General features: G+C 66.5%; 21 protein-coding genes. 4 read left to right on the forward strand and 17 right to left on the reverse strand.

Annotated elements, in window-relative coordinates; translation table 11 throughout:
• From H0X95_RS32045 to H0X95_RS32065, 5 genes are all read right to left on the reverse strand, one after another.
• The coding region (locus H0X95_RS32045) for a methyl-accepting chemotaxis protein (protein ID WP_196446352.1) at positions 1 to 1,313 on the reverse strand (1,313 nt) is incomplete at its 3' end.
• Between the two features lie 171 nt (positions 1,314 to 1,484).
• Complete coding sequence (locus tag H0X95_RS32050; RefSeq protein WP_059722517.1) at positions 1,485 to 2,156, reverse strand: OmpA/MotB family protein; 672 nt, start codon at positions 2,154 to 2,156, stop codon at positions 1,485 to 1,487.
• A gap of 70 nt (positions 2,157 to 2,226) precedes the next feature.
• Positions 2,227 to 2,991: a flagellar motor protein gene (locus tag H0X95_RS32055; RefSeq protein ID WP_006484340.1), complete on the reverse strand. Its 765-nt coding sequence runs from the start codon at positions 2,989 to 2,991 to the stop codon at positions 2,227 to 2,229.
• 13 nt (positions 2,992 to 3,004) lie between these two features.
• Positions 3,005 to 4,255, reverse strand: coding sequence for a Crp/Fnr family transcriptional regulator (locus H0X95_RS32060; RefSeq protein WP_034202675.1), 1,251 nt, complete (start codon positions 4,253 to 4,255; stop codon positions 3,005 to 3,007).
• A 241-nt stretch (positions 4,256 to 4,496) separates the two neighbouring features.
• A complete protein-coding gene (locus H0X95_RS32065) occupies positions 4,497 to 5,159 on the reverse strand; it encodes a glutathione S-transferase family protein (protein WP_006496046.1) in 663 nt (220 codons plus the stop codon).
• Positions 5,160 to 5,448: 289 nt separating this feature from the next.
• Between H0X95_RS32065 and H0X95_RS32070 the strand changes: the two genes are divergently transcribed.
• Positions 5,449 to 6,804, forward strand: coding sequence for a polyhydroxyalkanoate depolymerase (locus tag H0X95_RS32070; RefSeq protein ID WP_059722515.1), 1,356 nt, complete (start codon positions 5,449 to 5,451; stop codon positions 6,802 to 6,804).
• Positions 6,805 to 6,911: 107 nt separating this feature from the next.
• Here H0X95_RS32070 and H0X95_RS32075 read toward each other — a convergent pair whose 3' ends face one another.
• The 8 genes from H0X95_RS32075 to H0X95_RS32110 form a co-directional block, all read right to left on the reverse strand.
• A complete protein-coding gene (locus tag H0X95_RS32075; RefSeq protein ID WP_058902821.1) occupies positions 6,912 to 7,373 on the reverse strand; it encodes a DUF3761 domain-containing protein in 462 nt (153 codons plus the stop codon).
• A gap of 62 nt (positions 7,374 to 7,435) precedes the next feature.
• Complete coding sequence (locus H0X95_RS32080) at positions 7,436 to 7,573, reverse strand: HHHH-motif protein (protein ID WP_166677911.1); 138 nt, start codon at positions 7,571 to 7,573, stop codon at positions 7,436 to 7,438.
• Positions 7,574 to 7,867: 294 nt separating this feature from the next.
• On the reverse strand, positions 7,868 to 8,302 hold the full coding sequence (locus H0X95_RS32085; RefSeq protein WP_006488629.1) for a cupin domain-containing protein: 435 nt from the start codon (positions 8,300 to 8,302) through the stop codon (positions 7,868 to 7,870).
• A gap of 79 nt (positions 8,303 to 8,381) precedes the next feature.
• On the reverse strand, positions 8,382 to 9,362 hold the full coding sequence (locus H0X95_RS32090; protein ID WP_227746311.1) for an ABC transporter permease: 981 nt from the start codon (positions 9,360 to 9,362) through the stop codon (positions 8,382 to 8,384).
• A gap of 16 nt (positions 9,363 to 9,378) precedes the next feature.
• Positions 9,379 to 10,356, reverse strand: a complete 978-nt coding sequence (locus H0X95_RS32095) for an ABC transporter permease (protein ID WP_080403563.1) — start codon at positions 10,354 to 10,356, stop codon at positions 9,379 to 9,381.
• A gap of 33 nt (positions 10,357 to 10,389) precedes the next feature.
• A complete protein-coding gene (locus H0X95_RS32100; RefSeq protein ID WP_058902819.1) occupies positions 10,390 to 11,946 on the reverse strand; it encodes a sugar ABC transporter ATP-binding protein in 1,557 nt (518 codons plus the stop codon).
• Positions 11,947 to 12,015: 69 nt separating this feature from the next.
• Entirely contained in the window at positions 12,016 to 13,044 is a 1,029-nt protein-coding gene (locus tag H0X95_RS32105) for an ABC transporter substrate-binding protein (RefSeq protein WP_080403572.1), read from the reverse strand.
• A gap of 133 nt (positions 13,045 to 13,177) precedes the next feature.
• Positions 13,178 to 14,095 (reverse strand): aldose 1-epimerase, encoded by a 918-nt coding sequence (locus tag H0X95_RS32110; RefSeq protein ID WP_059722512.1) that lies wholly within the window; start codon positions 14,093 to 14,095, stop codon positions 13,178 to 13,180.
• A gap of 313 nt (positions 14,096 to 14,408) precedes the next feature.
• Here H0X95_RS32110 and H0X95_RS32115 point away from each other — a divergent pair, with 313 nt between their 5' ends.
• Positions 14,409 to 15,449 (forward strand): LacI family DNA-binding transcriptional regulator, encoded by a 1,041-nt coding sequence (locus H0X95_RS32115; protein ID WP_006496055.1) that lies wholly within the window; start codon positions 14,409 to 14,411, stop codon positions 15,447 to 15,449.
• Between the two features lie 380 nt (positions 15,450 to 15,829).
• The gene (locus H0X95_RS32120; RefSeq protein ID WP_059722510.1) at positions 15,830 to 18,148 is read left to right on the forward strand and encodes a PA14 domain-containing protein; all 2,319 of its coding nucleotides are present in this window, start codon (positions 15,830 to 15,832) and stop codon (positions 18,146 to 18,148) included.
• A gap of 77 nt (positions 18,149 to 18,225) precedes the next feature.
• Here the strand turns inward: H0X95_RS32120 and H0X95_RS32125 are convergent, their stop codons facing one another.
• The 4 genes from H0X95_RS32125 to H0X95_RS32140 form a co-directional block, all read right to left on the reverse strand.
• Entirely contained in the window at positions 18,226 to 18,993 is a 768-nt protein-coding gene (locus H0X95_RS32125; protein WP_006482526.1) for an ABC transporter ATP-binding protein, read from the reverse strand.
• A 33-nt stretch (positions 18,994 to 19,026) separates the two neighbouring features.
• Positions 19,027 to 19,740, reverse strand: a complete 714-nt coding sequence (locus H0X95_RS32130; RefSeq protein ID WP_006482521.1) for an ABC transporter permease — start codon at positions 19,738 to 19,740, stop codon at positions 19,027 to 19,029.
• On the reverse strand, positions 19,737 to 20,426 hold the full coding sequence (locus H0X95_RS32135; protein ID WP_006482533.1) for an ABC transporter permease: 690 nt from the start codon (positions 20,424 to 20,426) through the stop codon (positions 19,737 to 19,739). The genes H0X95_RS32130 and H0X95_RS32135 overlap by 4 nt, the downstream gene beginning before the upstream one ends.
• A gap of 173 nt (positions 20,427 to 20,599) precedes the next feature.
• Positions 20,600 to 21,373, reverse strand: a complete 774-nt coding sequence (locus H0X95_RS32140; protein WP_006482536.1) for an ABC transporter substrate-binding protein — start codon at positions 21,371 to 21,373, stop codon at positions 20,600 to 20,602.
• A 523-nt stretch (positions 21,374 to 21,896) separates the two neighbouring features.
• Between H0X95_RS32140 and H0X95_RS32145 the strand changes: the two genes are divergently transcribed.
• Positions 21,897 to 22,211: a hypothetical protein gene (locus tag H0X95_RS32145; RefSeq protein ID WP_006496057.1), complete on the forward strand. Its 315-nt coding sequence runs from the start codon at positions 21,897 to 21,899 to the stop codon at positions 22,209 to 22,211.
• Positions 22,212 to 22,291: the final 80 nt, after the last annotated feature.

Here is a 22,291-nt window from a genome sequence, read left to right on the forward strand (position 1 = left end):
GCCGTATCCGCCGCGCCATTGATCATCTTCGCGGCCGTCGTCGCCGTCTCGGTGTTGTTGCGCACCACGGCCGTGATCTCTTCCATCGACGAAGCCGTTCGCTCCAGGTTGCTCGACTGCCCTTCGGTGCGTTCGCTCAGATCCGCATTCCCTGAAGCAATCTGCGCCGATCCGGTCGCAATCGAAGCCGAAGCCGCACGAATCCGATGAACGAGCGTCGACAGCGACGACACGAACCGGTTGAACGCATCCGACAACTGCCCGATCTCGTCCTCGCTCTCGACCGTCATCCGGCGCGTCAAATCGCCCTGACCGCTCGCAATCTCCGACAACAACGTAGCTGCCCGACGAATCGGCGCGGCAATCGCACGCCCCACCAGCCAGATCACGATCAACGCAACCCCAAGCCCCACCACCGCCGCAACCAGTGCCGCGCTGCGGATCGCACGCGTCACCGGCCCGAGCAGTTCGGCCTGCGGCACCTGAACGACCACATACGCATTCAACTCAGGAATAAACGACGTCGCGATGAACCGCGCGCCGCCATCACCCTCGTAGCTCCGATACGCATACGGCTTACCCGCAAGCAACGTCGACGACGCATCCCCCGGCAGCCCCGATTCATCCTTCAGAAAATGCTTACCGTCGATCAGCGACGTATCGCGATGCATCATGATTGCGCCGTCGGGGCGCACGAGGTACGCAAACCCGGTGTCACCGATCCGGTAAGCCGAGATGCCCTTCGCGAGCGCATCGACGGACAGGCTCATGCACGCCGCGCCGATCGGCACGCCGTCGAGTTCGATACGGCTGTTGATGAACATCATGTAGCCGCCGACGGTCACCTCGCGATCCATGTTCACGTCGTACGCCTTGCCCGACGACAGGAAACTGGTCAGCCACTGATCCTTGTCGGTCACCTTCCGCTGCAAGCCGGCTTCGTTGTAGTAGTTGCCGCTCTTCACCGACACCCACTGCACGGACGCGGCCTTCTGCTCGTCCTTCACGTTCTTCGCGAGCTGAATCCAGTTGCGCGTGCCGGCATCGGGTTCGCCGTCGGCTTCCCATTGCAGCAGGAACGCATCGCGCGCCAGAATGCGCGACGCGGCGATCGGGCCGGCCATCTGGCGCTGCACGTCGGCGCGGATGCCGTTGACGGCGGTCGGCAGCTCTTCGCGGACGACGCGCTCTCGCACCGCGTTGCCGATCAGACGAACGCTGAGCCCGCTCGAAATCGCGACGAACACGAGCAGGCAACTCGTCATGCTGAGAATCAGCTTGTTCTGAATGGAAAGCTTGCGCCAGAAATGCATGGGGAACCCTCGATAACCGCTCGGTCTGAGCCAGTTTGGGTTATCGGCATGCACGCGCAGAACCACATCGTTGATTTCAAATGTCGATCATTCGAGATTCGTTATGTTGTTGATGGGCGGGCATATGCAGCCGCCTATATGTACGAGAACCATGCAAATACAACGCGCGGATCAATACGCAACGAAGATCGTGACGCGCCGGTTTCGCGCTCTTGATGCCGCATCGTCCCCCGCGACAAGCGGCTGCGTATCCGCCCGCCCGATCGCCGCCAGCCGATGCGGCGCAACACCACGCTCGGTCAGATAACGCACCACACTGCCCGCCCGCGCCGACGAAAGCTCCCAGTTCGATTCGTATTTCGCGTTCGCGATCGGCACGCTGTCGGTGTGGCCTTCGACGAGGATGTCGCCGGTTGCATGCGCGCTCAATGCCTGCGCAATCTGGTTCAGCACCGGCGACGAATCGGGCAGCAACCGCGCATCGCCGACGTTGAACAGAATCTTCGCGTCGATACCGATCTCGACGCCATGCGGCGCCTTCACCAGCGAAATGCGTCCATTCGACTTCAACGAATCGAGCAGCGCGAGCCACGGCGGCGCAGGGTCGGACCTCGCGGTATCGACGGCGGCAGTCGCCGCGCCCCCGGCCTGCCGCGCAAGCGTCTGATACCGCGCATCGAGCGCGTTGTATTTCGCGAGCTGCAGCACATACAGCGCGAGAAAGAGCACCATCAGCGTCGTGATGAGATCCGCGTACGAAATCAGCCAGCGTCCGGACTGCGCGCCTTCGAGTTCGTCATCGTCGCGATCGGCAGCGGATGCGCCGTCAGTTCGAGCAGTCATGCCGTCGGGAATCCGGGTTCGTCATACGGTACAGATACAGGCCCACGCGCAAGCACGAAGCACACGGACATCACGCGAGCGATTCCGCCGCCCGCCCGCGCACATCGCCGGTCAACCGCGTCTCGATCGTATGCGGCGACTCCTTGCGCGAGATCGCGAGCAAGCCGTCGAGATACAGCTTGCGAAACCGCATCTCGCTGTCGATCTGCGCGCGCAGCTTGCCGTACAGCGGCAAGAACACGAGGTTCGCGAACGCGAGCCCGTACAGCGTCGCGACGAACGCCACCGCGATGCCCGGCCCGAGCTGTGCCGGCTCCAGAATATGGCTCGTCACCTGCACGAGCCCGAGCACCGACCCAAGAATGCCGAACGTCGGCGCATAGCCGCCGGCCTGCTGCCACACGCGCACGGCGGCGAGGCGACTGCGTTCGTACGCATCGAGTTCGCGTTGCAACGCATCTTCGAGCACCGCGGTCGACACGCCGTTCGCCAGCAGTTCGAGCCCGCGCCGCGCAAACGGATGAATCCCGCTCACGTCCATCGATTCGAACGCGAGCAACCCGTCGAGCTTCGCGCGGTCGCCCCATTCGAGCAGGTCGGACAGGTTCTTGCGATCGACTTCGCGCGCCCGCACGAACGCGAGCCGCAACTGCTTCACCGCGTCGAAGAAGCGCGCCCACGTGTTCTGGATCATCACCGCGCCGAGCGTGCCGCCGAGCACGATCACGAGCGCCTCGAACTGGAACAGCATCGAGAAATGCCCGCCTTCCAGCGCGAACCCGAACACGATCGCCGCGCCGCCCAGCACCACCCCGACCAGGGTCAACAGATCCATACGCGCCTCCGTATCACGCATCCGACGCCGAAGTCGACGCAACGGCCGTTGCGCCCGCCGCAGGCGCCTTCGCCGCGCGTACGGCCTCCAGCACGCGCTGTTCGATCTCGTCGATCTCGACCGGATCGAGCTTGAGTTCGCGGCGCATCACCCACGACACCTCGTTGCGCCGCGCCTCGGTCATCACGGAAAACAGCTTGTCGGCCACCGCGCGATCGTCGAGGTTCGCGATCAGCTTCGCGAGGTCATAGGTATCGAACGCGCTGATCACGTCGAACAGCGTGCGCTGGTCGATCCAGACGAGATCCTCGAGCGCGCGCACGTCGCCGCCGCGGCGCGCGTTGCGGCGCGAGAAGTACGCAACACCCTTTTGTTCGACGTAGTTCAGCACCTTCGATTTGCGGAACGCGAACACTTCTTCCGCGATCTCGCCGTTCGACAGCTTGTTGAGCAGCAGCGTCTTGTCGACGCCGATCAGCGATTCGAGATCGGCCAGTTCGATGAGTTCGAGTTCACTGTTGATCGATACGTCGAGATCGTGATCGGCCACCTGTTGCGCGCGGTCGATCACGCGGGCGGCGTCGAACGTGACGACCTGGCGCGCATCCGACGAAGCCGCGTAATCGCTTGCGCCGCCGGTGCCGTCGCCCTGCGCGGCTTCGATCGTGACGAGGTTGAGCTTCTCCATGCGCCGCAGCATCGCGAGCACGTGCGGCCGCGAATGGCCGGCAATCGCGCGGCATTTGCGAATCACTTCGGCAAGCGGCACCGAGGTTTCGGCCGCGTGCGCCTGCATCGGCCGGCGTGCCCACGTGTCGCCGGATTCGCGCGCGTCGGCGCCGGCCATCAGCGACAGCACGTGCGCATACGACAGCACGCCCGGCATGAAATCGGCATGCGTATAGGTCGCCAGTTGGTCGTCCTTGCGCTTCACGCGGCGGATCATCGTTCGCACGATATGGCGCAGCAGCGCGGACACGCGCTCGATTTCTTCATCGAGCATGCCGGCCGGCACGACGGTGAGCTGGCAGAACGAAAGCGCCTTCGCGGTATGCGCGCGCGGTTCGGCGGCGAGCAGCGCCGATTCGCCGAAGAATTCGCCGCGGCCGAGCGTCGCGACGATCACACGCTTGTCTTCGCAGCGCGTGGACAGCTCGACCTTGCCGTCGGTAATCAGAAAGATGACGGGCTCGCCCGCGAAGCCCTCCGAGTAGATGATTTCTCCGGGCGCCGCGGTACGCGTCCACGATTGCTGACGATTCAAGTCGATTCCCCTGCTGCGCTGGTTATTGCGGACTGCGCGTCGCACGTCTGAAGCATGCGATCGCGAGTCGTCCCCGTGACTCGTTTACGTCATCGTGCGCAACATCCTTTAGGGCATTCGTGCTCGTTTCGAACCGAAATCAAGGTAAAACGTTTGCGGATTGCGCGGGCGCATCGATCGTTCGTTTCGCCGTTTGCGCATGTAGTGAAATTGAAAGCCCACCGCGACCGCATGCGTCCGGTCAGAACTCCATGTCGAGTTCGTCGATGTCTTCGTGCTCGGCCTTCGCCGCGTCGATCCATTCGGCGACGAACGGATGCGCGAGGACGCGCATGCAGTACTCGGCGACGTCCGGTTCGAGTTTCACGTCGTAGGTCAGGAAGCGCGTGACGACCGGCGCATACATCGCGTCGGCGATGCCGATCTCGGCACCGAACAGCCAGGGGCCGCCGTACTCGGCCAGGCACTCGCGCCAGATCGTCACGATCCGCTCGATGTCGTGCTGCGCGCGCGACCAGATCCGGAAGCCGGGGAAATGCCCGCGCAGGTTCATCGGCAGCGCGGATCGCAACGCGCTGAAGCCGGAATGCATCTCGCCGCAGATGGACCGGCAATGCGCGCGCGCATGCCGGTCGTCGGGCAGCAGCCGCGCCTGCGGGCGGATCTCGTTCAGGTATTCGGCGATCGCGAGCGTATCCCACACCGCGTTGCCGTCGTGCGTCAGGCACGGCACGAGGATCGACGGCGACAGCAGCAGCAGCTCCGCGCGCGACGTCGCATCGATCGGCACGCTGATCGTCTCGAACGCGAGCCCGCTCAGCTTCGCGAGCAGCCAGCCGCGCATCGACCACGACGAGTAATTGCGGCTGCTGATGGTCAGCGTCGTCCGTGCGTTGGATTCCATGTCGCTCCCTCCTGCTAAATGTCGTTCGTGCCCCTGCACCGTATACGGACGCGCCGCATGAACGGCCGCACCACGTCTGTGCGGTCCGTTCGCCGAACTGGCGCAACGTCGCACGGCCGCGCGGCATGCGTCGCACGCCCGACCGGCAAGGCAACGCGTCACCTTCGCGCTGCGTCATCACGTCCCGCGCGTGCCGCCGCGCTCCCGAACCGCTGCAACGCGCGTGCCAGCCTCACGCTGGCATACGGCTTGCCTCGTTCCTTGCAATGCGGCGTCACGAGCGACGGTCATGAACCTGCTTGCCTATCCGTTTTATCAATGGTCTGCGGAATGCCTGCGCCCGGCGCGTGCATGGGCCGCCGCCACCCGCGCGACGATGTCGCTGTGGCCGCCGGCGACATCGACGCCGACCGGCCGCATGGTCGACGCGCTGTGCGAACTGCTCGAATGCTGCGCGTTCTCGCATCGGCGGCCGCCGTTCGGAATCGCGTCGGTCGTCGTCGACGACGAAACGGTGCCGATCGTCGAGGAAGCGGCGGCGGTCACGCCGTTCGCGACATTGCTGCATTTCCGCAAGGCGCGGCCGGTCGCGCGCCAGCCGCGCGTGCTGATCGTCGCGCCGATGTCCGGGCACTTCGCGACGCTGCTGCGCGGCACGGTACGCACGATGCTGGCCGACCACGACGTATACATCACCGACTGGCACAACCCGCGCGACATCCCGCTGGCGGCCGGACGCTTCGGCTTCGACGAGTACGTCACGCACGTGATCGACTTCATCCGCCACATCGGCCCGGACGCGCACGTGCTGGCGATCTGCCAGCCGACCGTCGCGTCGCTGGCGGCCGTCTCGCTGATGGCGGCCGGCGGCGATCCCGCGCAGCCCGCGAGCCTCACGTTGATGGCCGGCCCGATCGACTGCCGCGTGAATCCGACGAAGGTCAACGAACTCGCGACGAGCCAGCCGATCGAATGGTTCGCGCGCAACCTGATCAGCGTGGTGCCGACGGGTTTCGTCGGCGCGCAGCGGTGCGTGTATCCGGGTTTCGTGCAGGTCGGCGCGTTCATGTCGATGAACCCGGACCGCCATGCGGCGTCGTTCGCCGATCTGTACTACGAGCGCGCGAAAGGCGACCCCGCGAAAGCCGACACGTTGCGGCACTTCTACGACGAATATTTCGCGACGGCCGACCTCACCGCGGAGTTCTATCTGGAAACGGTCGAGAAGGTGTTCCAGCAGTACGCGCTCGCGCGCGGCGAGCTGGCGGTGGGCGACACGCTGGTCGAACCGGCGGCGATTCATCGCACCGCGCTGTTGACGATCGAAGGCGAGAAGGACGATATCTGCGCGGTAGGCCAGACGGTGGCCGCGCAGGAACTGTGTTCGGGATTGCCGTCGTACCTGAAGACGCACCATGTACAGACGGGCGTCGGGCACTACGGCGTGTTCAACGGCAGCCGCTGGGAAACGCAGATCTATCCGATCGTGCGGGCGACGATCCACGACAACGAGCCGTACGATCGCACCGCGGACGCGCAAGGCGACACGCACGGCACGCACTACGTCACGCTGCGCGCGCTGCTCGATGCACGGGCATCCGGGATCGATGCGGCGACCGAAGCACAATCGGCGCACGCGCACTGAACGCGGCTAGCCACACAGTGAATCGCCCCGCCTGAGAGGCGGGGCGATGTGTGCTGCAGCATTCGGACGCCGCGCGAGCGAAACCGCTCGCGCGCCGGGCCGGCTCGTTACGAGCAGGCCTTGCCGTGCGACGCGTGGTAGCCCTTCGCCTTCGCGTCGGCTTCCGACATGTAGCTGCCGTGCTTCGTCTTGCCGTAGTACTTGTCGGTCGAGCAGTGATAGACCTTCGTGCTGTCGTTCGCCCACACCTTGCCCGCGCCGCCGCCCGGCGCCGCGGCCGTCGTGGCGGCGCTCTTCGCGCCTGCGGCGCCCGATGCCGGCGCGACGGAAGCCGCCGTAGCCGGCGCCGCGGCCGGTGCGCTCGCCGCGGCAGCGCCCGATGCGCCGTACCACGTCTTCACGCCCTTGTGGCCCGCACATGCGCCCTTCTTCGACGCGCCCGAGTAGAACGAGCCGTCCTTGCACAGCCCGGTCGTGCCGGCCGGCGCGCTGGCCGGAACCTGCGCGAACGCACCGATCGACACACCCATGCCGGCGACCAGCGCGGCGATCAACATCGTTTTTTTCATGATCCTCTCCTGATTTGCCTGAATGACGAAAGCGTCCGGGACATCCCCGGCGACAGCGACGGTTACCGCGCCCAGCGGCACACGCGGTGATGGTGATGATCGAAGTGGCACACGCGGTGCGAATGCGCTTCGGCCAGTGCCGGCACGAGCACGGCGCAAGCCAGTGCGGTGGCCGTCAGGATCTTCGCGATGCGGTTCATGGTGAAACTCTCCCGGATAGTCAGCCGGTGATCCGGCTGGTACCTCCTTAACGCCGGGCGTCGACACGCCGTGCACCGCCCCTGCGGGCAATTGACGATCTTTGACATCGCATCGCCTGTCGACGATCGAAGCTGACGAATGTCTTTCTTTTCTTTCTGGTTCTTCAGTTTCTCGATCGTTTGGAATTCGAAGGAATGTGTCGAAGCGAAAAGCAGTGCGCGTAAATCGCGCCGACCAATAAAAAACCGCCTGAATGCAGGCGGTTCGTCTAGAACGCACACCCACTCGACCGGCTACGCACCGACCTCGCCCCACGGCGTCGGCTCCGGCACCGCGCACGGCCCGTCGACATCGATCGATTTGAAGTCGGCAGGCCCGACGATCTCCAGGTACTCCATGTCCGGCGAGTAATCGAACAGGTAGTGGACGATCCCCGGCGCCTGGTGCACGCAGTCGCCCGCCGCCACCAGTGTCTCCTGTTCGCCGTACATGAAGCGCGCCCAACCCTTCAGCATGATCACGATATGGAACTCGGCCTCGTGACGGTGCCAGCCGGTGCCCGCCTCCGGTGCATGATTGGCCCTGACGAGTTGCGCGACGACCTTGCCGTTCGTCGCGGCGGCGATACCGAGATCGCGGTACAGGAAGAAGTCGCGCAGGCCCTCGCCTTGAAAGGCGGTGTCCTGCGGCTTCACGTGGGAAAAAGCGGTGGTGGTCGGCGTGCTCATCGCGGTGCTCCTTCATCGAAAGGATCACGCGAGACAAGCATTAAGCGTTCCAGTTTGCGGCGGCACGGCACCGTGCGCGTCAGCGCTTGCGCCGCTTGCCGGTCAGCAGCGTCTGCGCGATCACCGCGAGCAGCAGGAACGCGCCGCTCGCGAGGTTCTGGTAGTACGGGCTCAACGTGCCGACCTGGTTGATCACGTTCTCGATCACGCCGAGCAGCAGCACGCCCGCGAGCGGGCCGAACAGCGTGCCGACGCCGCCCGTCAGCAGCACGCCGCCGATCACCGCCGCCGCGATCGATTGCAGCTCGTAGCTGTTGCCGGCGCCCGGCAGCCCCGAATCGAGCCGCGACGCGAGCAGCGCGCCGGCCAGCCCCGCCAGCGCCCCGCTCAGTCCGTACGTGACGACCTTGAGCCCCTCGACGTTCACGCCGAGCATGCGCGCCGCCTCCTCGTTGCCGCCGATCGCGAACACGCCCGCGCCGTAGCGCGTGTGATTCAGCACGAACGCGGCGACGAGATACGCGACGAGCACGATCCACACGAGATGGCCGACGCCGAACAGCGAGCCGTTCGCGATCGTCGCGAAGAAGCCGGGGTTCGCGATCAGCATGTCCTGGCTCGCGAGCACGAGCGACAGCCCTTTCAAGCCGAGCAATGCGGCGAGCGTGACGATGAACGGCGCCATCCGCGCGCGGGCGATCAGCCAGCCGTTCATGAGCCCGACGATCAGCCCGACGCACACCGGCGCGGCCAGCGCGGCGCCCCAGCCGTACGGCGCCGCATACGCGGCGATCACGGTGCCGAGCCCGACGAGCGAGCCGACCGACAGGTCGAACCCGCCGAGGATGATCACGAAGCTCTGCCCGATCGTGATCAGCGCGACGAACGCGGCGGCCGTGACGATATCGAGCAGGTTCGGCGCACTCAGGAAATGCGGAAACACGCGGCCGGCGATCAGGCACACGAGCACGAGGATCGCGATCGCACCGCGCGCCTGCACGAGCCGGACGAACTGCGCGCGGCGCGCTCGGCCGGCATCCTGCGCGGTGTGCGGAGTCATCGGCGCGGTCGACATGTCAGGCTCCCGAGCGTTGCAGATACAGCGCGCCGAGGATGAACGCGGCCTTCAGGATCTGCGCATACGTGTAGCTGATGTTGTTCATGATGAAGCTGGCATCGAGCAGTTGCAGGAGCAGCACGCCGAACACGGTGCCGACGATCGACACGCGCCCGCCGGACAGCGGCGTGCCGCCGATCACCGACGCGGCGATCGCATCGAGTTCGAAGTTCACGCCGACATAGTTCGGATCGCCTGCGCCGAGCCGCGCGGTGGCGAACAGGCCCGCCAGCCCGGCCAGCGCCCCGCTCGCCGCATAGACCGCCAGCAGCGTGCGCCGCACCGGCACGCCGGCCAGATGCGCGGCGTCGCGGCTCGCGCCGACGAGAATCGTGTAGCGCCCGAAGGTCGTGTTGCGCACGACGAAGAACACGATGGCCGCGCACACGAGCGCGATCAGCATCACGACCGGCAGCCCGAACCACGTGCCGATGCCGACGAAGTCGAACGCATCGGACGGCGGCAGGCTCACGCGCGAGCCGCCGAGCAACGCCTGCGCCAGCCCGCGCGCGGCGACGAGCAACGCGAGCCCGGAAATCAGCGGATCGATGCCGAGCCGCGCGACGAGCCCGCCGTTGAACAGGCCGACCACAAGCCCGATCGCGATGGCCGCCGCGAACGCCGCGCCGGCCCCGTACGGCAAGCACACGGCGATGATCGCGCTGGAGAGCGCCATCACCGAGCCGACCGACAGGTCGATCCCGCGCGTGGCGATCGCGAGGTTCTGCCCGAGCGCGATCAGCACGATCGGCGCGGCCTGGAACAGCAGGCTGCGCGCGGCGAGCGGATTCGAGAAGCCGGGCGTGACGATCAGGTTGAAGACGGCGAGCGCGACGAACGCGAGATACACGCTGTGGTCGCGCGCCTGCGCGAACAGCGAGCGGCGCGACGGGCGGCGGGCTTCATCGGGTTCGCTCATCAGGTTGGCAAGATTCACGCTGTCCTCGTCCTCGGGTCGATGTGCGGGGCGTCAGGTCTGGTTCGCGAGCAGCGCGGTCACGTCGTCGGGGCTCGCGCCGCGCGTCGGCAGTTCGCCGCTCGTCGCGCCTTCATGCAGGATCACGAGCCGGTCGGCCAGCTCGAGCAGTTCTTCCATCTCCGACGACGTCGCGACCACCGCGAGCCCGTCGTCGGCGAGCCGTTTGACGAGATCGTGCACTTCGGCCTTCGCGCCGACGTCGATGCCGCGCGTCGGGTCGTCGAGCAGCAGCACCGACGGCTCGGTCGACAGGCAGCGCGCGATCAGCGCCTTCTGCTGGTTGCCGCCGGACAGCGTCGAGATCGGCGCGCCCGCATGCGACGTCTTGATGCCCAGCTCGCGGATGTAGCGCTCGACGAGCGCCTCCTGCTTGCGCACGGAGATGAAGCCGAACCGGGCGATGCGCGGCAGCACGCACACGACGATGTTCTCGCGCACCGACAGCTTCGAGAAAATGCCTTCCGAGCGGCGATCCTCGGACAGGAACGCGAGCCCCGCGCGAATCGCGCGCGCCGGGTCGGCGCCGTCGAGCGCCCTGCCGCCGACGCGCACCGCGCCGCCGTCCGGCTGCTGCGCGCCGAATACGGCCTTGAACGTTTCGGTGCGGCCCGCGCCGAGCAAACCCGCGAGCCCGACGATCTCCTTCGGCGCGACGCGGAACGACACGTCGCGCAAACGCGTGCCCCAGCGCAGCCCGTCGACGGCGAGCGCGGGCTCCCGCGTCGTGTCGGCGGCAACCGCCTCCGCCTGTTCGCGCGGGCCGTGCGCACCGACTTCGCGGCCGAGCATCGCCGCAATCAGCGCCATGCGCGGCAGCCGGTCCGGCGACTCGCTGCGCACCACCGCGCCGTCGCGCAGCACGGTGAGCCGGTCGCACATCCGGTAGCACTCCGACAGCCGATGGCTCACCAGCACGATCGCGATGCCGGTCGCGCGCAACTGCTCGACGACGCCGAACAGCACCTCGACTTCCGCACCGCTCAACGCGGAAGTCGGCTCGTCGAGAATCAGCACGCGCGCGCCGAGCGACACCCCGCGTGCGATCGACACCATCTGCTGCTGGCCGAGCCCGAGCGAGCCGACCTTGTCGGCCGGATCGACGTCGAGCCCGTAGCGCTCGACGATCTCGCGGGTGCGCGCCCGCATCGCGCGGCGGTCGATCCACGGGCCGAAGCGGCGCGGCTCGTGACCGAGGAAGATGTTCTCGGCCACGCTGCGTTCGGGAATCAGGTTGATTTCCTGGTAGACCGCGCAGATGCCCGCGCGCTGCGCGGCACGCGGGCTGTCGAACGACACGGGCACGCCGTCGACGCGGATCTCGCCCGCATCGGGCTGGTGAAAGCCGGTGAGGATCTTGATCAGCGTCGACTTGCCGGCGCCGTTCTCGCCCATCAGCCCGTGCACCTCGCCCGCGCGCAGCGACAGCGACACGCCGTTCAGCGCGCGCACGACGCCGAACGTCTTGCCGACGCCGTGCGTTTCGAGCACGACGGGTTGGCCGTGGGCGCCCGAGTCGGCGCCGGGTCCGGCGGGAAGCGTTGCGTCCATCGCGCGCCTCGCGTTCGCGGTTGAGCGGTTGAGCAGCGGTTGAGCGATTGCCGAGCGTTTGCCGGCCGATCAATAGACGAGGTTCGCTTCGAGCGAATGCTTCGCGTTCGCCTTGTCGTACAGCGCGTCATCCATGATCTGCTTCTGCGCGACCGGCTTGCCGGCGAACCATGCTTCGAGCGACTTGAACGCGAGCGGGCCGAAGCGCGGGTTCGTCTCGACGCTCGCCGCGGCCGAACCGTTCGCGATCGCGGTGACGAAGTCCTTGGTGCCGTCGATCGACACGACCGTCACGCCGCGCTGCTTGCCGGCCTGCCGCAACGCGGTCATCGCGCCGAGCGCCATCGTGTCGGCCTGCGCGTAGACGGCATTCACGTCCGGATGCGCGAGCAATACCTGCTCCATCACCTTCTGCGCTTCGGTGGCCGACCAGTTCGCGGTTTGCGACGCGACGATCTTCATGTTCGGGAATTTCTTCAGTCCGTCGGCGAAGCCGTCGGTGCGCTGGCTCTCGACGGTATTGCCGTAGCCGCCCTGGATCTCGGCGATCACGGCTTTGCCGCCCGTCGCGTCGGCGAGCGCCTGCGCGGCGCGCTGCCCCTGCCGGAAGAAGTCGGAACCGAGGAACGTGATGAAATCCTGGCACGGCGTGCCGGCCGTCTGGCGGTCGATCGTGACGACCGGAATGCCCTTCGCGCGCGCCTGCGCGAGCGCGGGCTGCAGGCCGGTCGAATCGTTCGGCGCGACGATCAGCGCCTGTGCGCCCTGGTTGATCATGCTTTCGATATCCGCGACCTGCTTCGCCTGGTTCGCGTTCGCATTCGTATACAGCAGCCGCTTGACGCCGGCCGCCTTCGCGGCGGCACGCACCGACGCGGTTTCGGTCGCGCGGAACGGGTTCTGTTCGTTCTCGGACTGCGAGAAGCCGACGACGAGATCGGTCAGCTTCACGCTGCCCGGCTTCGGATTCGTGCAGGTCTGCGCGGAACTCGCACCGACCTTCTGCGCATTGTCCTGCGCATGCGCGATCGCGACGCATCCGAGCGTCACACCCATCGTCACCACGATACGTTGCAGCTTTGCACGGCTCGGCATCATCGTCTCCAAATGTTGTGATGGCGTGATCGGCCCGCGCCCCGTCGCCTGCGGACGGCATCGGCGTCACGAATTAATATTATTACTCGATATTATCGCCTGCCCGACTCAGGATAATCCCGTATCGCCGAACCCGTCAGGCGGGGCCCGGCGTCCACCGCAACGTCGCCTGCAGCGACTCGCCCGGCGCCAGCACGCAGCCGCCGACGAGCGATGCGGGTTCCGTTGCATTGAAGCTGTCCGTCGTGTTCGTGACGGGCTCGACGCACAGCGCGTCGGCGCCCGACGGCGCGTACACGACGAGCTGGTCGAACGGCTGCTCGGCCTGCAGCACCAGTTGCCGGCCGCGCTCCGGCCAGATCACCGCGGCTTCGCGCGACCAGCCGACGAAATTGTTGTCGAGCTCGAATGCATCGACCGGCATCCCGCCGCGCAGCGCGGCGACGGCCGGGTGATCGCCGACGTGGGTAGGCAGCACGTCCGCATCGGCATGCCACATCGCGTCGACGTGCGCCTTCACGACGGTGTGCGGCGTGCGCAGGTAATACGGGTGATGGCCCATGCCGAACGGCATCGGCTGTGCGCCGAGGTTGCGCGCGGACAGCGTGATCGACAGCACGGGGCCGTCGAGCCGGATCGACTGGCGCGCCTCGTAATGGAACGGCCAGTCGCCCGCGCGGCCCGTGTCGGGGCGATGTTCGAAGCGCAGGTCGACCTGCGTTTCGTCGCGCTGCTCGACCTGCCACGGACGCAGCCAGCCGTGCCCGTGCAGCGCGTGACGATACGCATCGTCCGGGCCGGACAGGTCGATCGTGCGGCCGTCGAATTCGAACTTCGCGTCGCGGATGCGGTTGCAGTACGGAAACAGCGGGAAGCTCGCGAAGCGCAGCGGATCGCCGCTCGCGAGCGCCGCGTCGGTGGTCGGGCGAAACCAGTGCTGCGGGCCGTCCGGCGCTTCGTCGTAGTACGCGGCGATCGAGCCGCCGGCCAGCGGCGCGACGCGGACGCGGGTCGACCCGCTGGCGAGTTCGATCAGGTCGGTGTGGCGGGGCATTCCCATCGGCATCGATCATCCCGGGATGAAGCTGACGACCCCGTCGCCGGCATGCAGCATCCGGCCGCGGGCATGTGCGGCCAAGGATGGCACGGCGCCGCCCGCGTGGTCAATAATATTTGTTGATATTATTATCCGGACATCCACGCATCCGGCGGAACACGCGTAAAGCTTGATTGCCGGCCCGAATGGCCGATGTTACCGTCGGGTCAGATTGATCCGACCCGCTGTTCATCACCGACTTTATTTGCCCATCCTGCCGAGGCCGGACCGCGCTCCTACCGTGAAACGCTCTACTCAACGTCGCCCCACGATGACCGACATCGCCAAGCTTGCCGGCGTGTCGCAATCCACCGTCTCCCTCGTGCTGAACAACGCGGCGGGCACCAAGTTCTCGGACGCCACGCGCGAAAAAGTGCTGAAGATCGCGCACGAGCTCGGCTACCGGTTCCTGCCGCGCGAAGTGACGATGACGCACGGCGGCGAGCGCGACCTGATCGTCTATCTGGCCGACGAAATCTCGACGAGCCCGCACCCGGTCGTCAACATCGACGGCGCGCGCGACGCGGCGTATGCCAACGGCAAGCTGCTCGCCGTGTACTCGACGCACGGCAACGTCGACATCGAGCGCCAGGTGCTCGAATCGGTGCTCGCGATGCCGAACCTGCTCGGCGTCGTCTATGCGACCGTCTATACGCGCAAGGTCGCGCTGCCGGCCGAGCTGCTGCGCGTGCCGGCCGTGCTGCTCAACTGCTACACGACGGACAGCGGGCTGTCGTCGATCGTGCCGGCCGAAGTCGCGGGCGGCCATGCGGCGACCGAATACCTGCTGCGCGCGGGCCACCGGCGCATCGGCTACGTCAACGGCGAGCCGTGGCAGGACGCCGCGAAGGATCGGCTGAAGGGCTATCGCACCGCGCTGGCCACGGCCGACATCCCGTTCGCGCCGGAACTCGTGCGCGACGGCGACTGGGGCTCCGACACCGGCTTCGAGCAGACGCTGTCGCTGCTGCGCGAGCCGAACCCGCCCACCGCGATCTTCTGCGCGAACGACCTGATGGCGATCGGCGCGATCGAGGCCGTCAAGCATCTCGGCATGCGCGTGCCCGACGACATCTCGGTGCTCGGCTACGACGACCAGGAAATCGCGCGGCACACGCACCCGCCGCTGTCGACGATCGTGCTGCCGAACTACGAGCTGGGCCGCTGGGCGGTCGAGATCCTGCTGCAGGAAGAACAGAACCGTGCGGTCGGCATGCCCGTGCGCCGCCGCGCGATCAAGCTCGACGGGCCGCTCGTCGAGCGCGGGTCGGTGCGGACCGTCGAGACGGCCGCGCAATCGGCGAGCGCGTAGGCGCGCCCCTTCCTCCTTCCGACACACCCCTGCGACGCGGGCGGCACATTCGCTGCCCGCGCGTGCTTGCACGCCCTGTCGCCCCCCCGCTTGCCCTCCGTGTTGCCGCCCATTCGAGGGTAAACACCATCACTAAATTATTAGTAATATTTCTCCGTCATTTCTATACTTGCGTCGGCATCGGGCAGAACCCCGGGCCACGACAGAACAACACGACGAGACGGTGACCGGAAGCGACCGCGCGCGAACCCGCCGCGCGGCCCGCTCCGCGCCGTCCGCACATCACACGCGCACCGTGCCGCGACGCTTGCCGTCCGGGCACCGCTTCATCGCATCGAGTCACCAGTCGTCCGCTTCTCCCCATTGATCCGGAGTCCAGAATGACTATCACGTCTCGTCTCAAGCCCGCCGCGCTCGCGGTCTTCGTCTTGCTCGCCTCGTGCGGCGGCGATGATTCGTCCGCGCCGTCGGCATCCGCGCTTGCCGCGCATGCGTCCGTCGATGCCGCGTCCAGCGACAGTGCGGCCACGGCCAACGCCGCCGCATCCAGCGATTTCATGAACATGGGTCACGGCGGCCCGTCGCATTTCCCGAACCAGCTGGTCACGCTCGGCCTGCCGGGGCCGACGCCCGCGCTGCGCGTGTCGTCGCGCGGCGTGCCGCCGTATGCGCCGCCGCCACCGCCCGTCGCGACCGACACGCAAACGCTGACGCTCGCCGATTTCGATACGTACGGTCCGGCGTGGACGAGCGGCGGCACGAACACGATCCGGATCGACGGCACGAGCACGGACGGCGCGAAGCTCGTCACCAACGCGCAGCATCCGGCGTACGGCCACGCGTCGTACGAAGCGGACGTGACGATCGGCGCGCCCGCGCCCGGCGCGAATACCGCGAATGCGGGCTTCATCGTGCACGTGACGAACCCGTCGGTCGGCACCGATGCGCTGACGGGCTACTACATCGGGCTCGACGCGGTGCGCCACGTGGTGCAGGTCGGCCGCGAGCAGAACAACTGGACCGACTTCATCGACTACCCGGCGCCCGCGGTCGTGCCGGGCAGCACGCATCACCTGAAGGTCGTCACGCGCAACAACGCGATCGACGTGTATGTCGACGGCGCGCAGGTGATCAGCATCAACGACGCGACGAGCGGCCTGACGACCGCGCTGCGCGCGGGCGCGTTCGGGCTGCGCCGCTTCGGCGCGAGCGTCGCGTTCAGCAACGTGACCGTGAGCCGCCATCCGGACGTCGCGCCGAAAACCTACGACTTCTCGCGCGTGGTGGGCGCCGTGTACAACCCGTGGAATGCCGTCAACGCGATCGATTTCTGGCAGCACTACGATCCGGCGATCGTCGACCGCGAGCTCGACTACGCGCAGACGTACGGGATGAACACGATCACCGTGTACCTGCACTACCTGAACTGGGTCAACGATCGCGACGCGTTCCTCGCGAAGTTCGACAGCCTGCTCGAGATCGCCGCGCGCCACGGGCTGAAGGTCGCGCCGATCTTCTACGACGATTGCTGGCACGTCGATCCCGCGTACGGCCCGCAGCCCGCGCCGATCTTCGGCGTGCACAACAGCCGCTGGGTGCAGTCGCCCGGGCAGTCGGTCGAGCAGCAGTACCTGCAGCCGATCGCGGCCGGCGCGTCGACCACCTACAAGCAGGACCTGCAGCACTACATCGCCGATTTCGTGTCCGCGCACCGCAACGACCCGCGCATCCTGTACTGGGAGCCGATGAACGAGCCCGGCTGCAGCGGCAACGGCGCGCTGCAGCCGACGCGCGCGCTGATGATGAACGACGCGCGCATCGCGATCCTGAACGCGGGCGCGACGCAACCGATCAATTCGCCGAACGTGCAGGAGCCGGAAGGCGATTACTTCTCCGACTTCCATGCGTTCCACCCGTACGCGCTCAACGCGACGACGCCCGACTACTCGCTGCCGCCGAGCCTGCTCGACAGCCTGAATTCGGAAACGCTGCAGCGCGGCTGGCCGGGCGGCCAGGCAGGCCAGACGATGGCCGGCATCGCATCCACCTACGGCGGCAAGACGGGCTTCCTGGTGTGGGAGTTGATGATCGGCCGCACGAATACGCGCTTCCACTGGGGGCAGACGGCGTCCGCCCCGGCGACCGTCGAGCCGGCGACGCCGTTCCAGGGCACGCTCTACCCCGACGGTCACCCGTGGAGCACGGCCGAGGTGCAGGCGCTCGCGAGCGCGTTCAGCTCGCGGCTGCGTGTGCTGAACGCGACGTACTACAACGACACGACGTTCACGACGCCGGTGTTCTCGTCGATCACGCCGCTGGTCGATTTCGACCTGAACACCGAGCGCGGCACCGATTCGCCCGATGCGTCGAAGGGGATGAATGCGACGAACTATGCGATCCGCTGGACCGGCGCGCTCGACATTCCGAAGGCCGACAACTACACGTTCAGCGTGACCAGCGACAACGTCGCGCGCGTGTGGATCGACGGCCGCAAGGTCATCGACAAGGAGCAGCCGGGACTCGCGACCGCGAAGGGCCGCATCCACCTGTCGCAGAAGCGGAACGTGCCGATCCGCGTCGAGTACGTGCATGCGAGCGGGCCGGCCAGCATGCATCTGCAATGGTCTAGCCCGAGTGCGGGCCGCGATAATCTCGTACAGGTCGCGCAGCGGCCGTTGACGGACGCGCTCGCGCAATAGCAGGCGTTACCCGCATCAACGCCCGTGAAGCCTGCGCGGCTTCACGGGCGTTGCGATGCAACCGGCAGACGCGTTTATTACTTCAACCGCCCCGACAGAAACTGCCCGAGCCGCTCGCTCTTCGGATTCACGAGGATCTGCTGCGGATCGCCCTCCTCCTCGATCTTCCCCTGATGCAGGAAGATCACGTGGTTCGACACGTTGCGCGCGAAGCCCATCTCGTGCGTGACGACGACCATCGTGCGCCCTTCCTCGGCGAGCTTCTGCATCACCTTCAGCACTTCGCCCACCAGTTCCGGATCGAGCGCCGACGTCGGCTCGTCGAACAGCATCACTTCCGGCTCCATCGCGAGTGCGCGCGCGATCGCGACGCGCTGCTGCTGGCCGCCCGACAGATGCGACGGATACATGCCCTCGACGCGCGGCGCGAGGCCGACTTTCTCCAGATACTTGCGCGCCCGCGCGATCGCTTCGTCCTTGCCGACCCCGAGCACGGCCATCGGCGCCTCGATCACGTTCTCGAGCACCGTCATGTGCGCCCACAGGTTGAAGTGCTGGAACACCATCGACAGCTTCGTGCGCATCCGCTGCAACTGCTTCTGGTCGGCCACGCGCAGCGACCCGTTGCGGTCGCGCGTGGTCTGGATCGGCTCGCTGCCGATCGTGATCTGCCCCGAGCAGGGCTGTTCGAGGAAGTTGATGCAGCGCAGGAACGTGCTCTTGCCGGAGCCGCTCGAGCCGATGATGCTGATCACGTCGCCGGCCTTCGCCTTCATCGACACGCCCTTCAACACCTCGTTGTCGCCGAATTTCTTGTGCAGGTTGTCAACGGTAAGCTTGTACATGCTGGGTCCTTCGTTGCGGATCTTGCGGATGCGTTAATGGCTGCGCGGCGCGAGGTACGCGAGCCAGCGCGTCTCGAGCTTGCGGAACGCCCAGATGAGCGCGAACACGACTACGGCGTACAGCACGGCTGCGATGCCGTAGGCCTGGAACGACATGTAGGTTGCCGAATTGACGTCGCGCGTGACCTTCAGGATGTCGGGCACGGTCGCGGTGAACGCGAGCGTCGTCGCATGCAGCATCAGGATCACTTCGTTGCTGTAGCTCGGCAGCGAGCGGCGCAGCGCGGACGGCAGGATGATGCGCGTATAGAGCTTGAAGCGCGACATCCCATAGGCCATCCCGGCTTCGATCTCGCCGGACGACGTCGCCTTGATCGCGCCCGCGAAGATCTCCGTCGCATACGCGCATTCGTTCAGCACGAACGCGAGCAGCGTACAGTTCATCGCGTTGCGGAAGAACGTGTCGAGCAGCACGTGGTCGTGCACGACCTGCAGGCTGTAGATGCCCGTGTAGCACATCAGCAGCTGCACGTAGAGCGGCGTGCCGCGGAACACGTACGTATAGAGCCACACGGGGCCCGAGATCCAGCGGTTCGACGACGCCCGCGCGATCGCGAGCGGCACGGCGAGCGCGAAACCGAACGCGATCGACACGACCAGCAGCCACAGCGTGATCGCGAGGCCGCTGAAGCGGTAGCCGTCGGAATAGAGATAGTTTTGCCAGTACTGGCTGACGAGTTCGATCACAGTGCGAGCCTCCGGACACCGACGGAATAACGCTTCTCGAGGTGATGCAGCACGACGTTCGACACCGTCGTGATCGCGAGGTAGATCGCGCCCGCAGCCAGCGTGAAGAAGAAGAAATCGAGCGTGCTCTTGCCGGCGTCCTGCGACGCCTTCACGACGTCGGCGAGGCCGATGATCGACACGAGCGCGGTGGCCTTCACGAGCACCTGCCAATTGTTGCCGATGCCCGGCAGCGCGAAGCGCATCATCTGCGGGAACAGGATGCGGTGAAACACGCGCCAGCCGCTCATCCCGTACGCGAAGCCGGCTTCGAGCTGGCCGCGCGGCACCGCGAGGAACGCGCCGCGGAACGTCTCGGTGAAGTACGCGCCGTAGATGAAGCCGAGCGTCACGACGCCGGCCACGAACGGGTCGATGTCGATCTGGTCCCAGCCGAGCAGGTCGGTCACGTCGTTCAGCAGGATCTGGATCCCGTAGAACAGCAGCAGCATCAGCACGAGATCGGGCACCGCGCGGATCAGCGTCGTATAGAACGTGCCGACCGACTTGAGCACGCGGTTGGCCGACAGTTTCGCGGCCGCGCCCGCGAGGCCCAGTATCAGCGACGCGGCGAGCGACAGCACCGCGAGCTTCACGGTCTCGACCGTGCCGGCCCACAGCAGCGGGCCAAATCCTTGGAAGATCATATGAGGAACCCAGAACGAGGTGGCTGGATTGTCAATAGCCATTAAGCGCGCAGCAAACGAGTTCTGCGCACGACGTGATGCAGCCTGCTCATCAAGCCGGACGCGGCCCGCGCACGGTGCGGCATCCGGCAACGCAGGCGGCGCGCCGCCATCGATGCGCGCCGCCCGGGCGGTCAGCCGCCGTAGACGTCGAACGCGAAGTACTTCTTCTCGAGCTTCTTGTAGGTGCCGTCCTTGATGATGTCGGCGATCGCGTGGTCGATCTTCGCCTTCAGGTCGGCGTCGTCCTTGCGCAGGCCGATGCCGGCGCCGTTGCCGAGCGTCTTCGGATCGTCGATGTCGCCGCCGGCGAACTGGAAGTTCGCGCCGCGCGGCGTCTTCAGGAAGCCGATGTCGGCCTGCACCGCGTCCTGCAACGCCGCGTCGAGGCGGCCCGACATCAGGTCCTGGTACACGCCGTCCTGGTTCTGGTAAGGCACGACCTGCACGCCCTTCGGCGCCCAGTACGCCTTCGCGTAGGTTTCCTGGATGGTGCCCTGCTCGACGCCGACCGACTTGCCCTTCAGCGATTCGGCCGTCGGCTGCAGGTTCGCGCCCTTCTTCGCGACGAGGCGCGTCGGCGTGTTGAACAGCTTGTCGGAGAACGCGATCTGCTCGGCGCGCGCCGGCGTCATCGACATCGACGACAGCACGCCGTCGAACTTCTTCGCCTTCAGCGCCGGGATCATCCCGTCGAAGTCGTTCTCGATCCACACGCATTTCGCCTTCAGGCGGGCGCAGATCTCGTTGCCGAGGTCGACGTCGAAGCCGACGACCTTGCCGCTTGCGTCCTTCGATTCGAACGGCGGGTAGCTGGCGTCGACGCCGAAACGGATCGTCGACCAATCCTTGGCGTGGGCACCGACCGCGAGGCAGGCGAGGGCAATACTGAGCGCGAGTTTCTTCATGGCGTTCCTGTCAGAGGCGGACTGGGGCGGATTCCGGTCGGGCTGCCCGCCGTGAATCCTTCCAACCGGGTAATCGCGCGTTCCGGCGATGTTCCAAGTTGTACATACAACTTTGCCTTTTCCAGGATAGGGTCAGCAATCCGTGTTTATCTCTAATTGTCGGCGGATTAGGGGAGTCGACGGGATTTTCCTTAATTTTCAATTAATTATGGATTACGTGGGGCTGAATGGAGGCTTTCTTGCGGCGTACGGCGGCAGCTGGGCAGGGCCCGGCACCTGTCTAGACTTTGTCGGCCACCCACCGTGTTTTCCGAACCGGCCTGACGTTCGTCCAACGACGGCGTGGCCGCCGCCGGCTCACCCTGCCCCTCCGCCCTCGGTCGCCGGCGCAGCGCGTTTACACATCCTTTGCAGACGCGCGGCGAGTCTATACACCGTCTCGCCGCGGCGATTTCTAGAATGGGCGCCATGTCGAGAACGAGATCTCCGCCGTGCAGCGCGCGCCGCGACCGGGGATGAGCCCATGAAACCGACCAGAACCGAATCCACTGCTTCACGCCATCTGCCGCCCGCTCGCTCGCGGCGTCGCGCTCCCGCGGACACACTCGTGCTGCTGTCGATCCGCGTCGAATCGGACAACCTCGCGGTCGTGCGACGTCGCTTGCATCAGGCCGTCGGCGCCGCACTGAACTGCTACACGGCCGCGCTCGACCGCCGCACCGGGCGCGCGTGCATCGAACTCGAAGTCGCACGGTCACAGGCGTCGCCCGCGATCCTGTCGATCCTGCGCCTGCTGCCGGCCGCCGAGTTCGGCGCGATCCGCCTGTTGCAGCACTAGCGGCGTTCGTCACCGCCGCGCGTGACACGCGTCACGCACGCCCCCTTTTTCATCGATTCGCACGCACGCGTCCGCACGGA

The sequence above is a fragment of the Burkholderia sp. 9779_493 genome (genome assembly GCF_015712215.1).
In the GTDB taxonomy this organism is placed as follows: domain Bacteria; phylum Pseudomonadota; class Gammaproteobacteria; order Burkholderiales; family Burkholderiaceae; genus Burkholderia; species Burkholderia cenocepacia.

Excerpts from the sequence above, each read along its gene's own strand:
- H0X95_RS32115 (WP_006496055.1), top strand. The coding sequence starts at position 14,409 with ATGACCGACATCGCCAAGCTTGCCGGCGTGTCGCAATCCACCGTCTCC.
- H0X95_RS32065 (WP_006496046.1), bottom strand. The coding sequence starts at position 5,159 with ATGGAATCCAACGCACGGACGACGCTGACCATCAGCAGCCGCAATTAC.
- H0X95_RS32085 (WP_006488629.1), bottom strand. The coding sequence starts at position 8,302 with ATGAGCACGCCGACCACCACCGCTTTTTCCCACGTGAAGCCGCAGGAC.
- H0X95_RS32110 (WP_059722512.1), bottom strand. The coding sequence starts at position 14,095 with ATGCCCCGCCACACCGACCTGATCGAACTCGCCAGCGGGTCGACCCGC.
- H0X95_RS32120 (WP_059722510.1), top strand. The coding sequence starts at position 15,830 with ATGACTATCACGTCTCGTCTCAAGCCCGCCGCGCTCGCGGTCTTCGTC.
- H0X95_RS32105 (WP_080403572.1), bottom strand. The coding sequence starts at position 13,044 with ATGATGCCGAGCCGTGCAAAGCTGCAACGTATCGTGGTGACGATGGGT.
- H0X95_RS32080 (WP_166677911.1), bottom strand. The coding sequence starts at position 7,573 with ATGAACCGCATCGCGAAGATCCTGACGGCCACCGCACTGGCTTGCGCC.
- H0X95_RS32075 (WP_058902821.1), bottom strand. The coding sequence starts at position 7,373 with ATGAAAAAAACGATGTTGATCGCCGCGCTGGTCGCCGGCATGGGTGTG.
- H0X95_RS32140 (WP_006482536.1), bottom strand. The coding sequence starts at position 21,373 with ATGAAGAAACTCGCGCTCAGTATTGCCCTCGCCTGCCTCGCGGTCGGT.
- H0X95_RS32100 (WP_058902819.1), bottom strand. The coding sequence starts at position 11,946 with ATGGACGCAACGCTTCCCGCCGGACCCGGCGCCGACTCGGGCGCCCAC.
- H0X95_RS32055 (WP_006484340.1), bottom strand. The coding sequence starts at position 2,991 with ATGGATCTGTTGACCCTGGTCGGGGTGGTGCTGGGCGGCGCGGCGATC.
- H0X95_RS32050 (WP_059722517.1), bottom strand. The coding sequence starts at position 2,156 with ATGACTGCTCGAACTGACGGCGCATCCGCTGCCGATCGCGACGATGAC.
- H0X95_RS32125 (WP_006482526.1), bottom strand. The coding sequence starts at position 18,993 with ATGTACAAGCTTACCGTTGACAACCTGCACAAGAAATTCGGCGACAAC.
- H0X95_RS32145 (WP_006496057.1), top strand. The coding sequence starts at position 21,897 with ATGAAACCGACCAGAACCGAATCCACTGCTTCACGCCATCTGCCGCCC.
- H0X95_RS32090 (WP_227746311.1), bottom strand. The coding sequence starts at position 9,362 with ATGACTCCGCACACCGCGCAGGATGCCGGCCGAGCGCGCCGCGCGCAG.
- H0X95_RS32070 (WP_059722515.1), top strand. The coding sequence starts at position 5,449 with ATGAACCTGCTTGCCTATCCGTTTTATCAATGGTCTGCGGAATGCCTG.
- H0X95_RS32135 (WP_006482533.1), bottom strand. The coding sequence starts at position 20,426 with ATGATCTTCCAAGGATTTGGCCCGCTGCTGTGGGCCGGCACGGTCGAG.